Below are 22,868 nucleotides of genomic sequence, written 5' to 3' on the forward strand. Positions count from 1 at the left end.
AGGTAAACCATGCTGGATCCCAAATATCTGCGCAGCGACATCACCGAAGCTGCCGCTCGTCTGGCGACACGTGGCTACGTTCTGGACGTAGCGGCGGTCAATGTTCTGGAAGAGAAACGCAAGGATCTGCAGTCCCGCACCCAGGAGCTGCAGGCCGAGCGCAACGCCCGCTCCAAGTCCATCGGTGAGGCTGCCCGTCGTGGTGAAGATGTTGCCCCCCTCAAGGCCGAGGTGACCAAGATCAACGACGAGCTCGAGACCAGCAAGGTCGAGCTGGAGGCCCTGCTGGCCCAGCTCAAGGGGATCGCCGACGCCATCCCCAACCTGCCGAGCGAGACCACCCCGGTGGGCCGTGACGAGAACGACAACGTGGAGGTCCGCCGCTGGGGTACACCGCGTGAGTTCGATTTCCCGGTACGCGACCACATCGATCTGGGTGAGGCGGCCAAGGGGGTCGACTTCAAGAACGGCGTCAAGCTTTCCGGTGCCCGTTTCGTGGTGATGAAGGGCCAGATTGCCCGTCTGCACCGCGCCCTGGCCCAGTTCATGCTGGACCTGCACACCCTGCAGCACGGCTACACCGAGTGCTACGTGCCCTATCTGGTCAACCCGGACAGCCTGTACGGCACCGGCCAACTGCCCAAGTTCTCCCAGGATCTCTTCAATACCGGCATCGAAGGGGAAGGGGAAGACGAAGGCAAGGTGCGCAAGTTCTCCCTCATCCCGACCTCCGAAGTGCCGCTCACCAACATGGCCCGTGACGAGATCTTCGACGAGCAGGAGCTGCCCATCAAGATGACCGCCCACAGCCCCTGCTTCCGCTCCGAAGCGGGCTCCTACGGTCGTGATACCCGTGGCCTCATCCGTATGCACCAGTTCGACAAGGTCGAGATGGTGCAACTGGTGCACCCGGAAAAATCCTGGGATGCCCTGGAAGAGATGGTGGGTCACGCCGAGAAGGTGCTGCAACTGCTGGAGCTGCCGTATCGCGTGATGGCGCTTTCCACCGGTGACATGGGCTTCTGCGCCGCCAAGACCTACGATCTGGAAGTGTGGCTGCCGGCCCAGAACACCTATCGCGAGATCTCCTCTGTCTCCAACTGCACCGACTTCCAGGCGCGCCGTATGCAGGCTCGCGTGCGTATCGACGGCAAGCCGCAGCTCATTCACACCCTGAATGGTTCCGGTCTGGCGGTGGGTCGTACCCTGGTGGCCGTGCTCGAGAACTACCAGCAGGCAGATGGCCGCATCGCCATCCCGGCTGCGCTGCAATCCTACATGGGCGGCCTGACCCACATCGGGTAAGCGCTCGTTGCAGACGACAACGCCATGGCATGCCATGGCGTTGTGCATTCTGGGCCCGGGAAACCCGCCGCAAGGGGAAGGGATAGCTCCCTTCGGGCCTGTAACACAATTTTATCAAGCATTGCGCAATCGTTTTTGTTAGACTGCGCCGCAATTTCGCAGGACATCTTTTTCTATGGTCTGGATTGATTACGCCATCATCGGCATCGTCGGTTTCTCCGCCCTCATCAGCCTGGTGCGCGGCTTTCTCAAGGAGGCCATGTCTCTGGTCACCTGGTTCGTCGCCTTTTTCATTGCCAGCCATTTCTATCCCGATCTCGCCGTCTATTTCACCTCTTTTTCCGATGCCATGGTTCGCAACGGTCTGGCCATCGCCGCCCTGTTCGTGGCGACCCTGATCCTGGGGAGCGTGGTGAACTACGTGGTGGGCCTGCTGGTGGAAAAGACCGGGCTTTCTGGCACCGACAGGGTGCTCGGGGTCTGTTTTGGCGCCATTCGAGGGGTGCTGATCGTCAGCGCCCTGCTGTTTTTCATGGATACCTTCACCAGCCTCTCCCAGAGCGACTGGTGGGTGGCGTCCAGGCTGGTGCCGGAGTTCAAGCCGGTGATCCAGTGGTTTTTCGGGTTCATGATGAACTCGTCCAGTTTTCTTCAACAGGTACAGTGACTTCGAGGTAGCAAAGACATGTGCGGTATTGTCGGTATAGTTGGCACCACCCCCGTCAATCAGGCCCTCTACGACGCCTTGACGGTGTTGCAGCACAGGGGACAGGATGCCGCCGGGATCGTGACCATTGACAGTGGAAACTTCCGGCAACGCAAGGCCAACGGTCTGGTGAAGGATGTGTTTGAAGTGCGCCACATGCAGCGCCTGAAAGGGAATATCGGCATCGGACACGTCCGTTATCCCACCGCAGGCAGCTCCAGTGCGGCAGAGGCGCAGCCGTTTTACGTGAACTCCCCCTACGGCATGGTGCTGGCCCACAACGGCAACCTCACCAACGCCAAGGAGCTCAAGGAGCAGCAGTTCAAGGTGGCCCGCCGCCACATCAACACCACCTCGGACTCCGAAGTGCTGTTGAACGTGCTGGCCCACGAGCTGGACTTGTGCGACAAGATGGCGCTGCGCCCGGAAGATATCTTCTCGGCGGTGCGCAAGGTGCACCAGCAGATCCGCGGCGCCTATGCCGTGGTCTCTCTGGTGATCGGCCACGGCCTCATCGGTTTTCGCGATCCGAACGGTATTCGCCCGCTGATCCTGGGTCGCCGGGTCGACGAGCAGGGGCAGGTGGAGTACATGCTCGCCTCCGAGAGCGTGGCCCTCGACGCCATCGGCTTCGAGACGGTGCGTGACGTCGCCCCGGGCGAGGCCATCTACATCACCGAGCAGGGCCAGCTCTTCTCCGAGCAGTGTGCGGAGAACCCGCAGATGAACCCCTGCATCTTCGAATACGTCTACTTCGCCCGTCCCGACTCCTTCATCGACAAGGTCTCCGTCTATGCCGCCCGCCTCAACATGGGTCGCAAGCTGGGCCAGAAGATCGCACGGGAGTGGGACGATCTCGACGTGGACGTGGTCATCCCCATCCCCGAGACCTCCTGCGACGTGGCGCTGGAAATCGCCCACACCCTGGGCCTGCCGTACCGTCAGGGCTTCGTGAAGAACCGCTACATCGGCCGTACCTTCATCATGCCGGGCCAGACCCAGCGCAAGAAGTCGGTGCGCCGCAAGCTCAACGCCATCAGCTCCGAATTCAAGGGCAAGAAGGTGTTGCTGGTGGACGACTCCATCGTGCGGGGCACCACCTCCGAGCAGATCATCCAGATGGCCCGTGAAGCGGGGGCCGCCAAGGTCTACTTCGCCTCGGCCGCACCGGAAATTCGCTTCCCCAACGTCTACGGCATCGACATGCCCACCGCCAACGAGCTCATTGCCCATGGCCGTGAAGTGGAAGAGGTGTGCAAGCTTATCGGTGCCGACGGCCTCATCTTCCAGGATCTGGAAGATCTGGAAGAGGCGGTGCGGGAGATCAACCCCGAGCTGCGCCACTTCGAGACCTCGGTCTTCAACGGCCACTACGTCACCTCCGACGTGGATCAGGGTTATCTGGACCACCTCAATGCCCTGCGCAGCGACGACAACAAGGCGGTGCGCGAGTGGCAGGAAGGGACCAGCAACCTCGAGATCTTCAACGAAGGCAGTTAAACGTTTTCAGATTGCCAGCGTGATGAAAAAAGATGGGGGCCTAGGCCCCCATCTTGTATTCGTGCACTCGGCGCAGCGCCTGGACAACCCACACAAGGGTCCTCAGGCCAGATCCTCCCCGTTGCTCGCGATCACCTTCTTGTACCACCAGAACGACTTCTTGCGCCGGCGGGTCAGGGTGCCATGGCCGGCGTCGTCCCGGTCCACGTGGACGAAGCCATAGCGCTTGCTCATCTCGCCGGTGGAGGCGGAGACGAGATCGATGCAGCCCCAGCTGGTGTACCCCATCAGAGGCACGCCGTCCTTGATGGCGTCCCCCATGGCCTCGATGTGGGCGCGCAGGTAGTCGATGCGGTAGTCGTCCTCTATCTCCCCTAGCTCGTTCACTTCGTCCACCGCTCCCAGGCCGTTTTCCACCAGGAAGAGCGGCTTCTGGTAGCGATCGTGCAAGGTGTTGAGGGTGATGCGAAGGCCCAGGGGATCGATACCCCAGCCCCACTCGCTCACCTCGATGTGGGGATTGCGCAGGGACTTGACCACGTTGGCCTCGCTGGTATTGCCCGCATTCATGTCGGCGGCGGCGCAGCGGGAGGCGTAGTAGCTGAAGGAGACGAAATCCACGGTGTGCCTGAGGATCTCGTCATCTTCCGGCCCCTTCACCAGGGTGATCCCCTTGTCACGAAATACCCTCTGCGCATAGGCCGGATAGGCGCCCCTGGCTTGCACGTCGATGAAGAGGAGGTTCTCCCGATCTTTCTGGAGGGCGGTCCAGACGTCTGCGGGCTTGCAGGAGTAGGGGTAGAAGTTGCCCCCCGCCAGCATGCAGCCCACCTGGTTGGCCGGGTTCACCTCGTGGGCGATCCGGGTCGCCAGGGCGCTGGCCACCAGCTCGTGGTGGGCGGCCTGATACTTCACCTGATCCTGGTGCTCCCCTTGCTCGAACACCAGCCCCGCCCCGGAGAAGGGGCTGTGCAGCAGGATGTTGATCTCGTTGAAGGTGAGCCAGTACTTCACCAGGCCGTCGAACTGCTCGAAGCAGGTGCGGGCGTAGCGGGTGAAAAACTCCACCATCTGGCGGTTGCGCCAGGAGCCGTACTCGGTCACCAGGTGCATGGGCACATCGAAGTGGCACAGGGTCACCAGGGGCTCGATGTTGTACTTTCTGCACTCCTCGAACACCGCCCGGTAGAAGGCGATGCCCTCGGCATTGGGCTCGCGCTCGTCACCCCTGGGGTAGAGACGGGCCCAGGCGATGGAGGTGCGAAACACGGTGAAGCCCATCTCGGCCATCAGGGCGATGTCCTCCCGATAGCGGTGATAGAAATCGATGGCTCCGTGGCTTGGGTAGAACTCGTCATCTTACAGGGTGATGCGCTTCTCCTGGCCGAGTTTGACCGCCATGCGGCGCGGGCCATGGGGGATCATGTCTACCGTGGTCAGCCCCTTGCCCCCCTCGAGATAGCCGCCCTCCGCCTGATTGGCGGCCAGGGCACCGCCCCAGAGAAAGCCCTCGGGAAATCTTGTTAACGACATCTGTTACCTCTTGTCATGTCTGAATGGGGTGTCACAGCCCGGCCTGCGCCTGGCTGGTGGCGACGGGTTGCACGGGCTCGGCGCGGGAGGCCGGGCTCTCGACCGGGATGTCCTCGAACCCCATCACCAGGGTCAGCACGAAGGAGAGCACCACCGAGAGGGCCATCACGCCGAACACCCAGGCGATGGTCATGGGGTTGGCCGGATCGAAGAACTGCACGCTGGTAAAGAGCCCGGGGGCGGCCATGGAGTGGCTGGCGAGCCCCGCCATGCCGGCGACGGCACCGCAGACAAAGCCGCTGATGAGGCTCGCGATGAGCGGACGCTTGAGGCGCAGGGCCACACCGTAGAGCGCGGGTTCGGAGATCCCCGCCATGATGGCGGAGGCGGCCGCCGCGAGCGCCGTCTGGCGCAGTTCCGGGTTTCGGGTGCGCCAGGCCACCGCCAGGGACGAGCCGCCAAGAGAGAGATTGGCGCCAATTTCGGAGGGCATCACCATGCCTTCCTTGCCGGTCTCGGCGATGGTCTGGATGATGGTCGGGGTGAAGACGCGGTGCATGCCGGTCATCACCAGCAGGGGCCAGAGCGCCCCCATGATGGCCACCGACAGCCAGCCCAGGTAGTCGTGGACCGTGTAGACCAGGCCGGAGATGGCGGTGCCAATCCAGATGCCGACGGGGCCGATGAAGAGGATGGCCAGCGGCGCCGCGATCAGCACGATCAGCATGGGTTTGAGGAAGTTCTTGGTGACCGCCGGGGTGATGCGGTCGACCCAGCCCTCGATGTAGGAGAGGCACCAGGTCATCACCAGCGCCGGAATGACGGTGTAGGTGTATTTGACCGCGGTCACCGGGACCAGGGCGAAAGTCACCTGCTCCCCTTCGGCGGCTCTGGCCATCAGCTCGATGAAGCTGGGGTGCACCAGCACGCCTGCGATGGCGATGGCCAGGGACATGTTGGTCTTGAACTTGACGGCGGCGGAGGCGGCCACCATCAGGGGCAGGAAGAAGAAGGCCCCATCCCCGGCCACCGTGAGGATGGTGAGGGTCGAGGAGCCTTTCTCCAGCACGCCGGTCATCTCCAGCACCATGGCCAGCAGCTTGAGCATGGAGCCGCCGATGATGGCCGGGATGAGGGGGGACATGGTGCCGATCAGGGCGTCGAGGATGGCGGCGCCCATGCGGCGCAGGCTCCAGCCAGCGGAAGCCTCCGCAAGCGGAGTCTGCCCGCCGCCCTGGGGCAGCAGGGCCAGCACCTCGCGATAGGCGTGGGAGACGGTGTTGCCGATGATCACCTGACACTGGTTGTCCGCCTGCACCACCCCGAGCAGGCCCGTGATGGCCTTGAGGGCAGGGCCATTGACCCGGGCGGGATCGCCGAGCACAAAGCGCAGCCGCGTCATGCAGTGGGTCACGGCGACGACGTTGTCGGCGCCGCCGAGTGCGGTGATGACGGTACCGGCCAGAGCCGCATAGTTTTTTGACATCGAGGTAGATCCTTTTAACCAAGTGGGCCTGCTCGCCCCCGCCGCCGCGAAGGGCGGGAACGCGCATGAAACTGAGTGTGGAACCGGTTCCGCATGGAGTGCGCGGCCTGAGCGCGGGAGACAAGCATCTTGTGCAGCGAGCGTCCGGATCCGTGAATGGCATCACTGAACCCGGGCCTGCACGCCATTCGTGCGACGACAAGCCGGGGGCGGTGCAGTACACTGCGCCCCGTTACGAGCAAGGGAGAACACAATGACGACGATGCTGGAGGTGGCAAGGCGGGCAGGGGTGTCGAAGGCGACGGTCTCCCGGGTGTTGTCGGGCAATGGTTACACCAGCCAGGAGACCCGGGACCGGGTGCAGCAGGCCATCGAGGAGTGTGGTTATCGCCCCAACCTGGTGGCGAGGCAGCTGGCGACCAGGCACACCCGGACCCTGGGACTGGTGGTCACCAACACCCTCTACCACGGCGTCTACTTCGGCGAGCTGCTCTCCCAGGTGGCGCGGATGACCGAGGATCGCGGGCGCCAGCTCATACTGGCGGACGGCAAGCACAGCGCCGACGAGGAGCGCCAGGCCATCCAGTATCTGCTCGATTCCCGTTGCGATGGCGTCATCATCTATCCGCGCTTTCTTGGGGTGGAGGAGATGGACGAGATCATCGAGCAGCATGAGCAGCCCATCATGGTGCTCAACCGGCGTCTGAGCCGCCATCCGGCCCACTGCGTCTATGCGGACCAGCAGGCGGCGGCGGAGGCGGTGATGGACAAGCTGGTGGCCATGGGGCACAGGGAGATCGCCTTCATAGCAGGCTCTGCGGATTCCCCCACCGGCGCCGAGCGCCTGGCCGGTTACCGGCAGGCGCTGATCCGGCACGGCATCCCCGTGCAGGAGACCTTGATCGCCCCCGGCAAATGGACCCCCGCCTGTGGCGCGGCCGCCGTCTCGACCTTGCTGGCGCGAGGCGCTCGCTTCAGCGCCCTGGTGGCCAGCAACGATGACATGGCGATCGGGGCCATCAAACGGCTGCACGAAGCCGGTGTGATGGTGCCTGACGAGGTTTCGGTGGTGGGGTTTGACGACATCCCCCTGGCCCCTTACGTCATTCCCGCGCTGTCGAGCGTCAAGATGCCGGTGAACGGGATGATCCAGGAGACCATCAACCGCCTGATCACCATGGTGGAGGAGGGGAGCCGGGACGCACTGCCCGCCTTCAGCGGCACCCTGATCCGCCGTGACTCCCTCAGGCGTCTGACGGGCTGAGCCATGATGGCGGTGGGCAGGCCGGGCGGGATCCGTTAGCATAGGCCCCCCGGCGCGAGGCGCCGCGTGTCGTATCAACAGATGAGAGTTCAGATGGATGACCTGTTAGCCCCCGTTCGCCAGTTCCTGCATTGCGAGACCCCGGATGAGTGGGTGGAAATGGCGCAGGATCCCGCCCAGTTGCCGACCCTGCTTATCGATCACGCCAACTGCGAGAACAAGGCGGCACTCACCGCCCACAGCCTGGTGCGCCGCTACTGCCTGCCCAAGGAGAAGCGTCACCTGCTGCCCAAGCTGACCTTCTACCGGGAGCTCGATGCCTTGCCGGAGAAGGCGGAGATCCTCGGCAAGCGCACCATGGGCGAATCAGACAGGAGCGTGTTTGCCGAGCTGGAGCGCAATCCCCTGCTGTTCCCCATGGTGCGCCTCATCCAGGAGGAGCTGCACCACTTCGAGCAGGTGCTGGAGATCATGGCCGCACGGGGCATCCCCTATGGTCCCGTCACCGCCTCCCGCTATGCCCGCAGCCTGCTGGCCCACGTGCGCACCTATGAGCCGGCGGCCGTGGTGGACAAGATGATCATCGGTGCCTATATCGAAGCGCGATCCTGCGAGCGTTTTGCCAGGCTGGCCCCTCATCTGGACGAGGAGCTTGGCCGCTTCTATGTCTCCCTGCTGCGCTCGGAGGCGCGTCACTATCAGGACTACCTGGCCCTGGCACAGACGTTCGCAAACGAAGACATCAGCGAGCGGGTGGCCTTCTTCGGTCGCCTGGAGGCCGAGCTCATCTGTTCGCCGGATCCGCAATTCCGGTTCCATAGCGGACTGCCTGTCAGATCTGACAGTTGTTGAGGTGACGGGGGCTGCCTACCATTCCCCTGTTCCTACTACGAGCGACGCAATCACTTTTTGAGCGCAATCCCCCGGCGACTGATGAGACATCAGGCCGGGTTTTTTTATGTCTGGCACAAGGGGAAACGCACCGCGGGATCAGCGGCGGTATTCGTTGTTGTAGTTCTGAATGAGGCGGCGGGTGACGTCGTGCTGGGGGTCGGCGAAGACCCGCAAGGTCTTGCCGCGCTCCACCACACGCCCTTCGTGCATCACCAGCACCTCGTCGCTGATGTGGCTGACGATCCCCAGATCGTTGGCCACCAGCACATAGCTCAGCCCCATGGTCTCCTGCATCTCCAGCAGCAGGTTGATGATCTGGGAGCGTACCGAAATATCCAGGGTCGAGAGCGCCTCGTCCGCCACCACTATCTTGGGATTGAGGATGAGCGCCCGCGCCAGCCCCACCCGCTGCTGCTGGCCGGCGGAGAGCATCTGGGGATAGAAGAGGGCGTGGTCGGGCAGCATGCCCACCATGCGCAGGGTCTGGATCACCTTCTCCCGGCGCTCCTCCTCGCTCAGGGCCGTGTTGAGGCGAAGGGGGGTCTCCAGGATCTGGCCGACCCGGATTTTCCGGTTAAGGGAGGTGTTAGGATCCTGGAAGATCATCCGTAGCAGCTTGCAGCGGGTCTGGTAATCGCCGTGGACCATGGGTTGCCCCTCGATGGCGATCTCCCCGCCGGTCGGTTCAATCATGCCCGCCAGAATGCGGGCCAGGGTGCTCTTGCCCGAGCCCGCCTCCCCGACGATGGCCAGGGTCTGGCCCACCTCGAGATCGAACGAGAGGGGCTTTATCGCCTCCACCGCGCGGCGCCTGAACAGGCCGGTGCGGTTCTGGTAGGTCTTGCACAGGCCCCTGACCTGCAACAGGGAAGGTTCGGTCACGACGTGGTCTCCTTGGGTGTGCTCGCCGGATAGAGGGGCTGACGGGGCGGGCAGGTGCCCCGGATCAGGGTCTGGTGCCGGTTCATTTCTTCGGTTCTTCCATGTTGAGGGGGAAGTGGCAACTGAACTGATGCCCCTTGACCTTGCTCATCAGCGGCGTCTGCACGCACTGCTTCTGGGCGTAGGGGCAGCGTGGGCCGAGGCGGCAGCCGATGGGCAGATGCTGCAGCGGCGGTATCACCCCGGGCAGGGTCTCGAGCCGGGACTTGTGGCGCACCAGCTTGTCAAAGTCCGGGATGGACTTGAGCAGGGCATCCGTATAGGGGTGGTGAGGGGATTCCAGGATCTGGTCCCGGGTCCCCACTTCCACCATCTGGCCGCAATACATGATGTTGAGGGTGTCGGTCAGGTTCGCGATGGCGGCGATGTCGTTGCTGATGATGAGGATGGTGGTATTGCCCAGCTTGTTCATCTTGTCCAGCAACCGCAGGATCTGGGAGTGGGTGGTGGACTCCATGGCGCTGGTGGGTTCGTCCGCCACCAGCAGGCGCGGCTGGTTGGCGATGGCCATGGCGATCATCACCTTCTGGCACATGCCGTCTGACAGCTCGTGGGGATAGGCCCGCATCACCTTGCGGTGATCCTTGACCCCGACCCGGTGCAGCAGGGCGATGGCCCGCTTCTTGCGCCACTGGAAGCGCTGCCAGAACTTGCCGGTGAAGGCGCTGGTGGGGATGGCCTCCTCGAGCTGGGTGCCTATCTCCTCGGAGGGGTCGAGGCAGCTGATGGGGTCCTGGAAGATCATCGCTATCTCCCGCCCCATGATGCGGCGTCGTTCCTTGGGCGCCATGGTCAGCAGGTCCATGTCGTTGAAGCGCATCCGGTCGGCGCGCACCGTCCAGTTGTCCTTCTGGATGCCAACGATCACCTTGGCCACCAGGCTCTTGCCCGAGCCGGATTCCCCCACCAGCCCGCGGATCTCCCCCTCGTTCAGGGTCAGGCTGACTCTGTCCACCGCCTTGACCTTGCCCTGGGGGGTGTCGATTTCGATGGTGAGGTTGCGTATGTCGAGCAGGGGCATCAGCAACGTCCCCCGTTCAGGGCGCAGCCGGGTCGCTCAGGGCGTCCGGGGGCGGGGATAGATAACAAGGCTGGCAACATCAGTCGTTCCCCTCTTTGAGTGCTTCGCGAATGCCTTCGCCCACCAGGTTGGTCACCAGCACGCTGAACAGGATGGCCATCCCGGGCAGGGTCACCGTCCAGGGGGCCAGATAGATAAGATCGCTCGAATCGGCCAGCATGGCCCCCCACTCCGGCTGGGGAGACTGGGCCCCGAGACCGAGGAAGCCCACCGCCGAGATGTCCAGGATGGCGGCGGAGAGGGTGCGGGTGGTCTGAGTCACCAGGGTCTCGACGATGTTCGGCAAGATGGCCAGACGCATGATCCGCTGGGGCGGAGAGCCATCGAGGCGGCTGGCGATGATGTACTCCTTCTGCATCTCGGCGTGGACCGCGTTGTAGGTGGCCCGGATGAAGGGCGGTATCAACGCGAGCGTGATGGCGATCAGGGTGTTGAACAGACCCGGCCCCAGGATGGCCACGACGATGATGGCCAGCAGCAGGGACGGGATGGAGAGCAGGGTATCGAGCAGGTGATGGAGCACGCTCGACTTCACCCCCTTGCTCATGCCACCGAGGATGCCGATGGCCGAGCCGATGACCAGCGCGATGAGCACCACCAGCAGGGCGTTGCCGAAGGTGAGTCTGGCCCCGGCCACCAGACGGGAGAGGATGTCGCGCCCCAGATCGTCGGTCCCCAGGAAGTAATCGATGTTGCCGCTGTTGGCCCAGGAGGGGGCGAGCAGCAGGTGGCTGCTGTGCTGATCGTCGATGCCGTAGGGGATCACCAGGGGACCGATGAGGGTCACCAGCAGCAGCAGCCCGAAGCACCAGAGCCCCGCCATGGCCAGCGGGTTGCGTCGGTAGGAGGCCCAGGTCTGCTCCAGGGGGGAGAGGATCTTGAGCTCCGGATAGATGTTCGATTTATCGTGCATGATGCAGGCTCCCGTGCTGGTCGCAAGGGGATGGGCACGCCTGTGCGCCGGTGGCCCATGGGCCGCCGTGGTTCATCCACAGACCGCAATCAATCTTGTCTTGCATAGAGTTCTTTACGCCGTGCCGGATACATGATGGTGGTCAGCAGATCGGTGCTGACGCTGATGAAGATGACGAAGCTCGCCACCACCAGGAAGGCGCCGCGGATGGCGGCATAGTCCTGCAGCGCGATGCTGCTCACCAGCCAGCGGCCGATGCCGGGCCAGTCGAACACCACCTCGGTGATCATGGCGGAGGTGAGCACGCTGCCAAGTTGCAGCCCCAGCAGCGGCAACACCGGGGGCAGGGCGTTCTTGAGCCCGTGACGCCAGACGATCTGGCGGCGGGAGAGTCCGCGGCTGGCGGCAGCCTTGATGTAGTTCTGTTTCATCACGTCGATGAGGGAGCTGCGCACGTGGCGGATCACCTCGGTGGTGGGCACCACGGCCAGCACCAGGGAAGGCAGTACCAGATGGCGCAGGGCGTCGTGCAGGGCGGCCTCCCGCCAGGGCTCCTGGCTCATCAGCACATCGACGATGGCGATCCCGGTGATGGAGGGCACGTCGTAGAGCAGGCTGATCTGGCCAGAGGAGGGGAGCCAGCCAAGATCCAGGGAGAAGAACATCACCATCAGCAGCCCCAGCCAGAAGACCGGGATGGCATAGCCGACGAGGCCGGCGGCCATTATGGAGAGGTCCGGGCTGCGCCCCTGATAGAGGGCCGCGAGGGTGCCCAGGGGGATGCCCACCAGCAGCGAGATGGCGAAGGCGGCGAGGCAGAGGGTCAGGGTCGCCGGGAAGTAGTGACGGATCTCGTCGAGGACCGGCTGGCCGGAGACGCTGGAGAGCCCGAAATCCCCGGCGGCGATGCGCTGGAGGAAGTCAGGATAGCCGTGCCAGAAATCCAGCACCTGGGTGATGAGGCGAAACTCCAGGAGGTAGGCCCCCAGAGTCAGCACCAGGAGGGTGATCACCAGCAGGGTGATGCGGCGCAGGATATAGAAAAACATGCTTATGCCTCCTGGGGACGGTGCGCCGATGGCCCGACGATGGAGTGGTTATCTGTCATGGTCACTCCCGATGGGCCTGGTTGAAGGTGGTGCCGCCAAAGGGCATCAGGGTCAGCCCCTGAATGTCGCTGCGACTCACCTGGGTTCTCAGGGCATGGGCCAGGGGAATGAGCGGCAACTGCTCGTTGAGCAAGGACTGGGCATAGTAATAGTTGCGCAGGCGGAAGGCGAGCTGCGGGGTGGTCACCGCATCGTCCAGCAGCTGATCGAAGGCGGGGCTGCACCAGCGGCTGTAGTTGTTGCCCCGCTCGACGGCGGCGCAGCTCAGCAACTGGCGGAAGAAGTTGTCCGGATCCGCGTTGTCGGCGATCCAGCCCGAGAGCAGGCTGTCATATTGTCCATGGGCGAGCCGGGTCTCGATGACCGGCCAGGCCTGCTGCACTATCTTGAGGCTCACCCCAATCTTGGCGAAATCGCTGCGCATCAGTTGCGCCGTCTTGAGGCCGTCCGGGTTGTAGGGACGGGCGCCGGGTTGCACCAGCACCTGCATCTCGAAGCCGTTGGGGTAGCCCGCGTCCTTGAGCAACTGGCGAGCGAGCTTGAGATCCGGCTTGCGCTGGGGCAGGGAGGGATTGTAGCCCCAGGAGAGGGGCGGCAGCAGGCTGGCGGCGCTCTGGCCGGTCTCGAAATAGACCGCCTGCAGCAGATTCTGCACATTGATGGCGCTGGCGAGGGCCTGGCGCACCTGCACCTTGTTGAACGGGGCCTTGCGGGTATTGAGGGCGAGGAAGGCGACGTTCATCCCCGACTGCACCGACAGATCCAGGTGGGAGTCTTTGTCTATCACCGACAGCTGGCTGGCAGAGGGGGTGCTCATCACGTCGCACTCGCCGGTCAGCAGCTTGGCCAGGCGCTTGGAGGATTTGGGGGTGATGTCGTAGATGAGCTGCTCCATTCTGGCCTCGCCGCCCCAGTAGCCGGGGTGGCGCAGGTAGCGCACGAACTCGTTGTGGCGATACTCCTTGAAGCTGAAGGGGCCGGTGCCGATGGGGCGGCTGTCCAGCAGCGCCGGGGTGCCGGCCTTTAGCATCTGCTCCCCGTACTCGGCGGAGAGCACGATGGCGTAGTCGCTGGCCAGGGTGGCGAGGAAGGAGGCATCGGGGCGGTTCAGCTCGAACACCACCTCATAGGGCCCCTTCTTGTAGACCCGCTTGATGAGGTTGCCGAGCCCCAGGCTGTAAAAATAGGGGTACTCGCCGCCGGAGACGGCGTGGAAGGGGTGGTGTTCGTCCAGCAGACGCTGCCAGGTGAACAGGACGTCGTCGGCATTGAAGTGACGGGTCGGGCTGAACCAGGGGGTACGGTGGAAGGTCACTCCCTTGCGCAGGGTTAGGGTATAGGAGAGGCCGTCCTCGCTGCTTTGCCAGCGGGTGGCGAGCCCCCCTTCGATGCCGAGGGTGTTGGCATTGACCTCGAGCAGGCGATCGTAGATGGGACGGGCACTGGCATCCAGGGTCGCATCCGAATTGGCAAGCTGCGGGTTGAAGGTTCGGGGTGCCCCTTCGGCACAATAGATGAGCCCGGTTTTGGAGGCTTCATCGCGTTTCTGACAGCCGCTGACCAGGACCAGGAGACCAAGCAGCAGGGGGGTGAGCATTCTCATGTTGGAACCATGTTTTCAGACAAAGTTGCCCGCCAGGGGGCGGGCGCGTTGCGGGGGGCGGCCGGGCAGGCGCTCCCGTCGGGGGTGACGTGCGCCGCGTTATCCGCGCGCACAGACCCGGTGCCAGGCATCAGCCCGCCTCCTGGTTGCCACTGTTGTCATCCCCGTCCAGCAATTGATATTTGCGCAGCATCCCCCGGAACTGGTGATAGCTCAGGGCCAGCAACTGGGCTGCTTTGCGCTGATTATACTGGGATTGCTGCATCGCTTGCTTGAGTAAATTAATCTCGTACTCCGCCACCGCCCCTTTGAGATCCAGCGGCAGGGTCGGGGCCGTCTCTGCCGAGGTCGGCGCGTCGGTGGAAGGGGCGGCGTCACCTCGGGCACGGGGGCGCCAGGGGGAGTCAAAGGGATTGAGCACCAGCTCCGCCAGCGGCAGCTGGGGGTTGCCCTGGCGATAGAGGCTGCGCTCCACCACGTTCTTGAGCTCCCGCACGTTGCCCGGCCAGGGGTAATCTTGCAGCAGCTGGGTCGCCTTGCGCGAGAAGCCGGCAAAGAGCGGATACCCCAGCTCCCGGGTCATGCCGTGGGCGAAGTGCTCCGCCAGCATCAGGATGTCCTCGCGCCGCTCCCGCAGGGGGGGCAGGGTGATGACGTCGAAGGCGAGCCGGTCCAGCAGGTCGTGACGAAACCGTCCTTTCTGTGCCAGTGCTGGCAGATCCTCGTTGGTGGCGCACACCAGCCGCACATCCACCTTGAGGGGCTTGGCGCCGCCCACCCGCTCGAACTCCCCATACTCGATGACCCGCAGCAGTTTTTCCTGCACCCGGGCGCTGGTGGTGGCCAGTTCGTCGAGGAACAGGGTGCCGCCGTCGGCCCGCTCGAAGCGCCCCTGATGACGCTTGGCGGCGCCAGTGAAAGAGCCCGCCTCGTGGCCGAACAGCTCGGTCTCTAGCAGGCTCTCGCTCAAGGTGGCGCAGTTGATGGTGACAAAGCTTTGATCCCAGCGATCCGAGAGATAATGTAGGCGGTGGGCGATGAGCTCCTTGCCGGTCCCCCGCTCGCCGATGATGAGTACGGGCTTGCGCAGCGGCGCGAGGCGCGATGCCTGCTCGATGATTTCTAGAAATGCGTTGGATTCACCCAACAGACTTTCCGTGGCCGTGGTCATCCCTGCCCCTGTGAGTTGAAAAATCTGGTTAATCTTACCAAAAGTTGGTTATTTTAATCATCACTTGTTTCCCAGGGACTTGAACTGCATTCTGAGTGCCCATATAAATCAACAAGTTAAATATTGTTCCAGATTGGCACACAAGTTGCCATTGTCAATGGAGACACAACCCGATGCCTATCACAGGAGTACAATCATGAGCATTTTTTCTCGCCTGGCCGACATCATCAATTCCAATCTGACGGCCCTGCTCGACAAGGCGGAAGATCCCCAGAAGATGGTGCGTCTGATCATCCAGGAGATGGAAGATGAACTGGTGAAGGAGCGCTCCAACCTGGCCCGCTTCCTCGCGAATCAAAAAGAGATCGGCCGTCAGGTGAGCCGCCATCAGGAGCGGGTCGCCGAGTGGCAGGGCAAGGCCGAGCTGGCCCTGACCAAGGGGCGCGAAGATCTGGCCCGGGCCGCCCTCATCGAGAAGAGCAAACAGGCGGAGCTTGCCGACGCCCTGTCTCGGGAACAGCAGGCGGTGGACAGCGGCATCGAGAAGCTGGGGGAGGAGATCCGCCAGCTGGAAGCCAAGCTGGAAGACGCCCGTGCCCGCCAGAAGGCGATGGCCATTCGCAGCGAAGCCGCCAGCAGCCGCCTCAACGTGCAAAGCCAGGTGGCTCGTGGCGACAGTCAGGCCGTGGTGAGCAAGTTCGAGCGCATGGAGCGCCGCATCGACGAGATGGAAGCCCGCGCCGATCTGGGGCAGTCCGACAAGGCGCTCGCCCAGCAGTTTGCCGAGCTGGAAGCGGACGACCAGATCAGCCGCGAGCTGGAAGCCATGCGCCAGAAGCTGGGCCAGCACAATCCGGCACCGAAACAGGGAGAGTAACAGATGGAAGATCTGCTGGGTGTATTGATGGTTCCCATGGTGGTCTTCATGGTGGTGGTGGCCCCCATCTGGCTGGTGCTGCACTACCGCGCCAAGGGACGCATTGGCGCCGGTCTTGCCGATGGTGAGCGTGAACAGCTGCAGGGCTTGCTGGTGCGTGCCGAGAAGATGCAGGAACGGGTCGGCGCCCTGGAGTCGATTCTGGATGCCGAGGTTCCTGGTTGGAGAAACAAGGTATGACGGTTTTCAATGAGAGATGTCATGACCGTGGCAAAAAGCCGGAGCGGGCCGAAACCGTATTGGCGTCGATTCTGGATGCGGAAGTCCCCGGTTGGAGGAACAAGGTATGAACAGTGTCAGTCGTGAAGGGCGCAACCTGTACCGGGATCCCCAGCGAGGCAAGATTGCCGGGGTCTGTGCCGGTCTGGCAGAGTACTTCGGGGTGGAGACCTGGATCGTGCGGCTGCTGGCCATCAGTGGTCTCATCTTCGCCGGTTTCATCACCTTCACCGCCTATATTGCCGCCTGGTTCTTGCTCGACAAGAAGCCGGTCACCCTCTACTCCCAGGAAGATGCCGAATTCGCCGAGGTGCGGATGAAGGTGCGCAGCTGGCAGGCTGGCGTCACACCTCATCAGGCCCTTGTCCGCATCGGCCAGGAGCTGGATGCACTGGAGCCCAGGGTGCAGCGCATCGAGAAGCTGGTGACCTCCAAGGAGTTCACCCTGCAACGGGAGTTCAGCAAGCTCTAATCGTGCCGGGCCGCGAGGATACTGCCTCGCGGCCGTCTCTCTGATGTGATCACAAGGAGAAGAAGACCCGCCTTGATACGCAACAAACTTGAACACTCCTGGTCGGTGCTCCAGCACAAGGCCGTTGACGCGGTGAACCGGGCCCGGGATCGCCACATCCGGCTGGCGGTCACCGGCCTCTCTCGCAGTGGCAAGACCGCGTTTATCACGGCGCTGGTCAATCAACTGGAGCACGCGGCCATCGACGGTCGTCTGCCACTCTGGGACGCCCAGCGTCAGGGACGCATCCTTGGTGCTCGCCGGGTGCCCCAGCAAAACGCCCACATTCCCACCTTTCCCTATGAACGGGGCCTCGATGCCCTGTTTGGCGATCCGCCCGCCTGGCCCGCGCCGACCCGGGGGGTGGCTGAGGTACGCCTCGAGATCCGTTATCGCACCCGCCATCCGCTGCGTCGGCACCTGGGGGAGATCTCCACCCTCTATGTGGATCTGGTGGATTATCCCGGGGAATGGCTGCTGGATTTGCCGCTGCTGGATCTGAACTACGAGCAGTGGAGCGAGCAGGTGCGGGAGCAACTGTGCCGCCCCGAGCTGCAAGCCCTGGCGGCAGGCTGGTTGACGCCGCTCTGGCAGGCAGATCAAGCCTTCGAGGAGCGTGCCGCCAGCGAACTGGCCGCCCGCTACACCGAATATCTGCACGCCTGCAAGCAGGCGCTCGGGCTTCACCTCATCCAGCCCGGGCGTTTCGTGTTGCCCGGCGAGTATGCCGGTGCGCCGCTGCTGCAATTCGTGCCCTGGGTATGGGAGATGCCCACACACTCCCCCGAAGACGGCACCCTCTACGCCACCTTCAAGCAGCGCTTCGAGCAGTACAAGCAGCATCTGGTACAGGGCTTCTATGAGCAGCACTTTGCAGGCTTTGATCGCCAGATCGTGCTGGTGGACTGCCTGGCGCCCCTCAATGCCGGTGCCGCGAGCTTTGGTGACATGCAGCAGGCCATCGCCCGCATCATGGAGAGCTTCGCCTATGGCAAGAGCAACTGGTGGCGCCGTCTGTTCGCCCCGCGCATCGACAAGCTGCTGTTTGTGGCGAGCAAGGCCGATCACGTCACGCCGGAGCAGCACGGGCCTCTGGTGTCGCTCCTGCAGCACCTGGTGAGCCGTGGCCGGGGTCAGGCCCGCTTCGAGGGGATAGAGACCGAATGCCTGGCGCTGGCCGCCATCAAGGCCACCGAGGTAGGCAAGGGGGTGGCAGACGGACGGGAATTTCCCGCCATTCGTGGCACTACCCTCTCGGGCGAACCCTTGCTGCTCTTCCCGGGGGAGGTGCCTGCCCAGATCCCGCCTGCGCAGTGGTGGAAAACTCAAGGGTTTGATTTTCAGGCCTTTCGCCCGCTGCCCATGAGCGCCCATCAGGTGCTCCCCCATATCCGGCTCGATGCGGCGCTGGAATTCCTGCTCGGGGATCACCTCGAATAACGGGTGGGTGACCCGCTGTGCTCGAGGGGCGCCCACAGGAGAGAATGCGATGAACGATCAGACAAGATGGCGCACCGATGACGCCGCTCCCCTGCAAGGCAAGGTGACGCTGGAGCCCGCGCCATCGGTGGCAAGCGAAGCGCAACCACCGGCCCCGGCCCGGCGGCTGGAAGAGGAGAGCTTCGAGCCTCTGGACGCGCTGGACGAGCTCACCGAGGTGGAACCCGCGCTTACCGTCAGGCCTCGGCGCCGCCATCGTCTGCTGGCCTGGGGGCTGGGCGGGGTGGGGCTGCTGTCGCTTGGCCAGTTTGGCGCTTTTCTGGTGGATCAGTTTGCCGCCTCCCCCTTCTGGGGCGGCGCCTGGCTGCTCGCCTCCGGCCTGGTGGCGGTGGGCACCGCCGGGGTGGCGGGGCGCGAATGGCTGCGGCTGCGCACCTTGAAGCGGCGCCAGGATGTGCGCTCAAGAGCCGAGGGTCTGCTGGCCCATCAGGGGGTGGGTCAGGGGCAGGCCTTCTGCGAGGCCCTGGCCGAGAAGAGCGGTGACAAGGGGCGGGAAGGGTATCGCACCTGGCTATCCCAGCTTGACGAGAGCCACAGCGATCGGGAAGTGCTGACCCTCTACAGCCAGTTGGTGCTCACCGAGCGGGACAAGCTGGCCCAGGCCCGCGTCGCCAAATGGTCGGGGGAGGCCGCCGTGCTGGTGGCCCTGAGCCCGCTCGCCACCGTCGACATGATGCTGATGCTCTGGCGCAACCTGCGGATGATCGAGGACATCGCCGATGTCTACGCCATCGAGCTCGGCTACTGGAGCCGCATCCGCCTCATCCGCCAGGTGTTTCGCAACATGCTCTATGCGGGGGCCACCGAGCTGGTGACCGAGGTAGGGATGGATCTGCTAGGGGCCGAGCTGACCGCCAAGCTCTCCGCCCGCGCCGCCCAAGGGGTCGGGGCCGGGTTGCTCACCGCGCGCCTTGGGATGCGTACCATGGAAGCCTGTCGTCCGCTCCCCTGGTGTGCCGACGAGAAGCAGAAACTGGGGGAGTTGCGCAAGCGGCTGATCGGCCAGTTGGCGGGTTATCTCAACAAGTCGTGAGGTGGCTGGGATTTGATAGGGATGTCACAAATAATTTACAATTGTCAAAAGCAGCCGACCCCGGGGTCGGCTGCTTTTTTGAGGGGCAAACCGTTACAGTGATCCCATGACTCAACGACCAGTGACCGCCCGGATGGCGGCTGGCACCCGAAGGATGGGATCACTCATGGCAAGTCTCTACACGGCCCGCCAACCGGATGGGCAGGGCAGGATCCACTACACGGACGAGGAGCACGGCACCTGGCGGATCCTGATTGCACGCCAGCTTGCGGCGCTCGATGGCAAGGCCTGCGACGAATACCAGGCCGGGTTGGCACGCCTCGACCTGCCTCTGGACCGCATCCCCCAGCTAGGCGAGATCAACGCTGCCCTGATGCCCGCCACCGGCTGGTCGGTGGCGGCGGTGCCGGCCCTCATCTCCTTTGATCACTTCTTCGCGCTGCTCGCTGATCGCCGTTTTCCCGTCGCCACCTTCATTCGCCGCCGGGACGAGCTCGACTACCTGCAAGAGCCCGACATCTTCCACGAGATCTTCGGCCACTGCGCCATGCTGACCAACCCGGCCTTTGCCCACTTCACTCACCTGTATGGTCGGCTCGGACTCCATGCGAGCAAGGAGGAGCGGGTCTATCTGGCGCGGCTCTACTGGTTCACGGTGGAGTTCGGTCTCCTGCAGGGGGAGGAGGGGCTGCGTATCTACGGCGGCGGCATTCTCTCCTCCATCGGCGAGACCGCCTATGCCCTCTCGGGCAAGCCCGAGCTGCAGCCCTTCGATCTGCTGGAGATCCTGCGTACCCCCTATCGCATCGACATCATGCAGCCGACCTATTTCGTGCTGCCTCGTCTCGATACCCTCTATGGTCTGGAGGGGCAGGGGATCATGGCGGCCGTGGCCGAGGCCCGTCGTCTTGGCTTGCGTCCACCCCGCTTTGCCCCCGTTGCCGGCAAGCAGGCGAGCTAACCCGAATTCATTCCCACGATGTTTCATGAAAGGAGTCCCGAATGACTGAACTGGCGAGTCAACGATGCGAGGCGTGCCGCGCCGATGCCCCCAGGGTGAGCGATCAGGAGCTGGGGGAGCTGATGCACCTCATCCCCGACTGGCAGCCCCTGGTGGTCAACGGCGAGCTGCAACTGCGCCGTGAATTTGTGTTTCGCAACTTCAAGGAGGGGCTGGCGTTCACCAACCGCCTCGGAGAACTGGCGGAGGCGGAGTTCCATCATCCGGCGATCTTGCTTGAATGGGGCAAGGTGACCGTGAGCTGGTGGACCCACAAGATAGGCGGCTTGCATCGCAACGACTTCATCATGGCAGCCCGCACCGACGGGCTGATGAAGTAACCGCCATCTGGCGCCAACGCAGACAGGGCTTGCCCGGTGAAAGCGGGGCAGGCCCGCATTTTTATGGGGGAGCGCTCGCACTGGCGGGATCGAGTCTGTATTATCCCGTTATTCAGAATGTTAGCTAGGAAGTGTGTGCCGAATGCGTCTTGAAGTCAGCTGTGAAGACCGTCTGGGCCTGACCCGGGAATTGCTCGACCGACTGGTGGAGCACAACATCGATCTGCGCGGCATCGAAATCGATACCTCAGGCATCATCTATCTCAATTTCCCCGAGCTGGAGTTCCGTGACTTTCAGCATCTGATGCCGGAAATTCGCCGCATTCCCGGCGTCTATGACGTCAAGACCATCCCCTACATGCCCTCCGAGCGGGAACACCACGAGATAGAGGCCCTGCTCAAGGCGCTGCCGGACCTGGTCTTCTCCCTCGACAGCAAGGGGCGGGTGACCCAGGCCAACCAGGCCGCCCTCACCACCCTGGCGTTGCCACCGGACGAGGTGCGCGGCGTGGCGATCGCCTCCCTGGTCAAGGGCTTCTCGTTTGGCCGCTGGCTGGAGTCGGGGGAGATCAAGCCCCAGACCTGCAAGCTGAGCCTCGGTGGCGAAGAGTACCTGGGCGATCTGATGCCGCTGTTCGTGGCCGAAGAGAAGGGCAAGCAGGCTCTGGCCGGCGCCGTAGTGGTGCTCAAATCCGCCCGCCGGGTCGGCATGCACTTCAGTGCCCTGCACGCGGTGGAAGTGGGGGGCTTTGAGCACCTCCAGGCCGAGAGCCAGAAGATGAAAGAGGTGCTGGCCCAGGCAGCCAAGCTCGCGATGCAGGACGCTCCCTTGCTCATCGTGGGGGAGACCGGCACCGGCAAGGAGTTGCTGGCCCGGGCCTGCCACGGCGCCAGCCTGCGCTCCAGCCACCCCTTCATGGCGCTCAACTGCGCGGCCATGCCGGACAACGTGGCCGAGAGCGAGCTGTTCGGCTATGCCCCCGGCGCCTTTGGCAACAACACCGAGGGCAAGCGCGGGGTGCTGGAGCTGGCCAGCGGCGGCACCCTGATGCTGGACGAGATCGGCGACATGTCCCCCCATCTGCAGACCAAGTTCCTGCGGGTGCTGCAAGATGGCGTGTTTCGCCGGGTCGGTGACGAGCAGGAGGTGAGGGTCAACGTGCGCTTCATCTGCACCACCCAGAAGCAGTTGCTGGATCTGGTTCATGAAGGGAAGTTTCGCGAAGATCTCTACTACCGCCTCAATGTGCTTAGCCTCAATCTGCCGCCGCTGCGCGAGCGCAAGGCGGACATCATGGCCCTGGCCCAGCAGTTCGTGTCGCGCTTTGCCAGCGAACTGCAGCGCCCGCGTCCGCGCTTTACCCGCAACATGGCCGAGTACCTCACCGCCTACCGCTGGCCCGGCAACGTGCGCCAGTTGCGCAACTGCCTCTATCGGGCCATGACCCTGCTGGAAGGGGACGAGATTGGACCCGAGCACGTGGACTTGCCGGTGGCGGCCGATGCCATGCCGCTCATCGACGAGTGGTTCGAAGGGGGGCTCGACGAGGCGGTGAAGCGTTTCGAGAGCCGCCTGCTGGAGCGGCTCTACCCGGCGTTCCCCTCCACCCGCCAACTGGCCAAGCGGCTCGGTGTCTCCCATACCGCCATCGCCAACAAGCTGCGCGAATATGGGATTGGCAAGAAGTAGTGTCGATGGACGGTGTCTGCCTGGGGCATTGAGCGCCTTGCTGGCACGGCTGCGACGCCCGGTGACGCAGCCGTGCCACTTGCCTCTGGGGGCTGGCCACCCGGCTGGTAAGCTCGGTGCGGTGCCATGC

General features: G+C 63.7%; 20 protein-coding genes and 1 pseudogene. 13 read left to right on the top strand and 8 right to left on the bottom strand.

What is annotated here, in order from left to right:
• Nucleotides 1-9: 9 nt before the first annotated feature.
• From serS to purF, 3 genes are all read left to right on the top strand, one after another.
• Nucleotides 10-1,305 (top strand): serine--tRNA ligase, encoded by a 1,296-nt coding sequence (serS, locus tag J9889_RS01075; protein WP_039039009.1) that lies wholly within the window; start codon nucleotides 10-12, stop codon nucleotides 1,303-1,305.
• A gap of 175 nt (nucleotides 1,306-1,480) precedes the next feature.
• Nucleotides 1,481-1,972 (top strand): CvpA family protein, encoded by a 492-nt coding sequence (locus tag J9889_RS01080; protein WP_010674522.1) that lies wholly within the window; start codon nucleotides 1,481-1,483, stop codon nucleotides 1,970-1,972.
• 18 nt (nucleotides 1,973-1,990) lie between these two features.
• The gene (purF, locus tag J9889_RS01085; RefSeq protein ID WP_010674523.1) at nucleotides 1,991-3,511 is read left to right on the top strand and encodes an amidophosphoribosyltransferase; all 1,521 of its coding nucleotides are present in this window, start codon (nucleotides 1,991-1,993) and stop codon (nucleotides 3,509-3,511) included.
• 102 nt (nucleotides 3,512-3,613) lie between these two features.
• Here the strand turns inward: purF and J9889_RS01090 are convergent.
• Nucleotides 3,614-5,044, bottom strand: a pseudogene (locus J9889_RS01090) (6-phospho-beta-glucosidase).
• Between the two features lie 31 nt (nucleotides 5,045-5,075).
• Nucleotides 5,076-6,530, bottom strand: coding sequence for a PTS cellobiose/arbutin/salicin transporter subunit IIBC (ascF, locus tag J9889_RS01095; RefSeq protein ID WP_210555829.1), 1,455 nt, complete (start codon nucleotides 6,528-6,530; stop codon nucleotides 5,076-5,078).
• Between the two features lie 253 nt (nucleotides 6,531-6,783).
• Between ascF and J9889_RS01100 the strand changes: the two genes are divergently transcribed.
• Together J9889_RS01100 and miaE are read left to right on the top strand one after the other, a co-directional pair.
• Nucleotides 6,784-7,794 carry a LacI family DNA-binding transcriptional regulator gene (locus tag J9889_RS01100; protein ID WP_029314441.1) on the top strand — a complete coding sequence of 337 codons (1,011 nt, stop codon included), beginning with the start codon at nucleotides 6,784-6,786 and terminating at the stop codon, nucleotides 7,792-7,794.
• A 93-nt stretch (nucleotides 7,795-7,887) separates the two neighbouring features.
• Entirely contained in the window at nucleotides 7,888-8,646 is a 759-nt protein-coding gene (gene miaE / locus J9889_RS01105) for a tRNA isopentenyl-2-thiomethyl-A-37 hydroxylase MiaE (protein WP_210555830.1), read from the top strand.
• Between the two features lie 138 nt (nucleotides 8,647-8,784).
• Here miaE and J9889_RS01110 read toward each other — a convergent pair whose 3' ends face one another.
• The 6 genes from J9889_RS01110 to pspF form a co-directional block, all read right to left on the bottom strand.
• Nucleotides 8,785-9,570 (bottom strand): ATP-binding cassette domain-containing protein, encoded by a 786-nt coding sequence (locus J9889_RS01110; RefSeq protein ID WP_201997397.1) that lies wholly within the window; start codon nucleotides 9,568-9,570, stop codon nucleotides 8,785-8,787.
• An 82-nt stretch (nucleotides 9,571-9,652) separates the two neighbouring features.
• Nucleotides 9,653-10,651 (bottom strand): oligopeptide/dipeptide ABC transporter ATP-binding protein, encoded by a 999-nt coding sequence (locus tag J9889_RS01115; protein WP_010674529.1) that lies wholly within the window; start codon nucleotides 10,649-10,651, stop codon nucleotides 9,653-9,655.
• Nucleotides 10,652-10,730: 79 nt separating this feature from the next.
• Nucleotides 10,731-11,624 (bottom strand): ABC transporter permease subunit, encoded by an 894-nt coding sequence (locus tag J9889_RS01120; RefSeq protein WP_069784996.1) that lies wholly within the window; start codon nucleotides 11,622-11,624, stop codon nucleotides 10,731-10,733.
• Between the two features lie 89 nt (nucleotides 11,625-11,713).
• A complete protein-coding gene (locus J9889_RS01125; RefSeq protein WP_010674531.1) occupies nucleotides 11,714-12,673 on the bottom strand; it encodes an ABC transporter permease subunit in 960 nt (319 codons plus the stop codon).
• Nucleotides 12,674-12,734: 61 nt separating this feature from the next.
• Nucleotides 12,735-14,330: an ABC transporter substrate-binding protein SapA gene (gene sapA, locus J9889_RS01130; protein WP_010674532.1), complete on the bottom strand. Its 1,596-nt coding sequence runs from the start codon at nucleotides 14,328-14,330 to the stop codon at nucleotides 12,735-12,737.
• 136 nt (nucleotides 14,331-14,466) lie between these two features.
• The gene (pspF, locus tag J9889_RS01135; protein ID WP_010674533.1) at nucleotides 14,467-15,507 is read right to left on the bottom strand and encodes a phage shock protein operon transcriptional activator; all 1,041 of its coding nucleotides are present in this window, start codon (nucleotides 15,505-15,507) and stop codon (nucleotides 14,467-14,469) included.
• Between the two features lie 196 nt (nucleotides 15,508-15,703).
• Between pspF and pspA the strand changes: the two genes are divergently transcribed.
• From pspA to tyrR, 8 genes are all read left to right on the top strand, one after another.
• Nucleotides 15,704-16,384 carry a phage shock protein PspA gene (pspA, locus tag J9889_RS01140; RefSeq protein WP_010674534.1) on the top strand — a complete coding sequence of 227 codons (681 nt, stop codon included), beginning with the start codon at nucleotides 15,704-15,706 and terminating at the stop codon, nucleotides 16,382-16,384.
• Between the two features lie 3 nt (nucleotides 16,385-16,387).
• Nucleotides 16,388-16,624, top strand: coding sequence for an envelope stress response membrane protein PspB (pspB, locus tag J9889_RS01145; RefSeq protein WP_005300084.1), 237 nt, complete (start codon nucleotides 16,388-16,390; stop codon nucleotides 16,622-16,624).
• A 106-nt stretch (nucleotides 16,625-16,730) separates the two neighbouring features.
• On the top strand, nucleotides 16,731-17,135 hold the full coding sequence (gene pspC, locus J9889_RS01150) for an envelope stress response membrane protein PspC (RefSeq protein WP_201997396.1): 405 nt from the start codon (nucleotides 16,731-16,733) through the stop codon (nucleotides 17,133-17,135).
• A 72-nt stretch (nucleotides 17,136-17,207) separates the two neighbouring features.
• Nucleotides 17,208-18,614, top strand: a complete 1,407-nt coding sequence (locus J9889_RS01155) for a YcjX family protein (RefSeq protein WP_201984276.1) — start codon at nucleotides 17,208-17,210, stop codon at nucleotides 18,612-18,614.
• Between the two features lie 49 nt (nucleotides 18,615-18,663).
• Nucleotides 18,664-19,707 (top strand): TIGR01620 family protein, encoded by a 1,044-nt coding sequence (locus J9889_RS01160; protein WP_210555831.1) that lies wholly within the window; start codon nucleotides 18,664-18,666, stop codon nucleotides 19,705-19,707.
• A gap of 166 nt (nucleotides 19,708-19,873) precedes the next feature.
• Nucleotides 19,874-20,668: a phenylalanine 4-monooxygenase gene (phhA, locus tag J9889_RS01165; protein ID WP_041215282.1), complete on the top strand. Its 795-nt coding sequence runs from the start codon at nucleotides 19,874-19,876 to the stop codon at nucleotides 20,666-20,668.
• Nucleotides 20,669-20,709: 41 nt separating this feature from the next.
• Complete coding sequence (locus J9889_RS01170) at nucleotides 20,710-21,048, top strand: 4a-hydroxytetrahydrobiopterin dehydratase (RefSeq protein WP_010674539.1); 339 nt, start codon at nucleotides 20,710-20,712, stop codon at nucleotides 21,046-21,048.
• A 142-nt stretch (nucleotides 21,049-21,190) separates the two neighbouring features.
• Nucleotides 21,191-22,738 (top strand): transcriptional regulator TyrR, encoded by a 1,548-nt coding sequence (gene tyrR / locus J9889_RS01175; protein WP_010674540.1) that lies wholly within the window; start codon nucleotides 21,191-21,193, stop codon nucleotides 22,736-22,738.
• Nucleotides 22,739-22,868: the final 130 nt, after the last annotated feature.

The organism is Aeromonas sp. PrichA-15, from assembly GCF_017939245.1.
GTDB lineage: Bacteria > Pseudomonadota > Gammaproteobacteria > Enterobacterales > Aeromonadaceae > Aeromonas > Aeromonas caviae.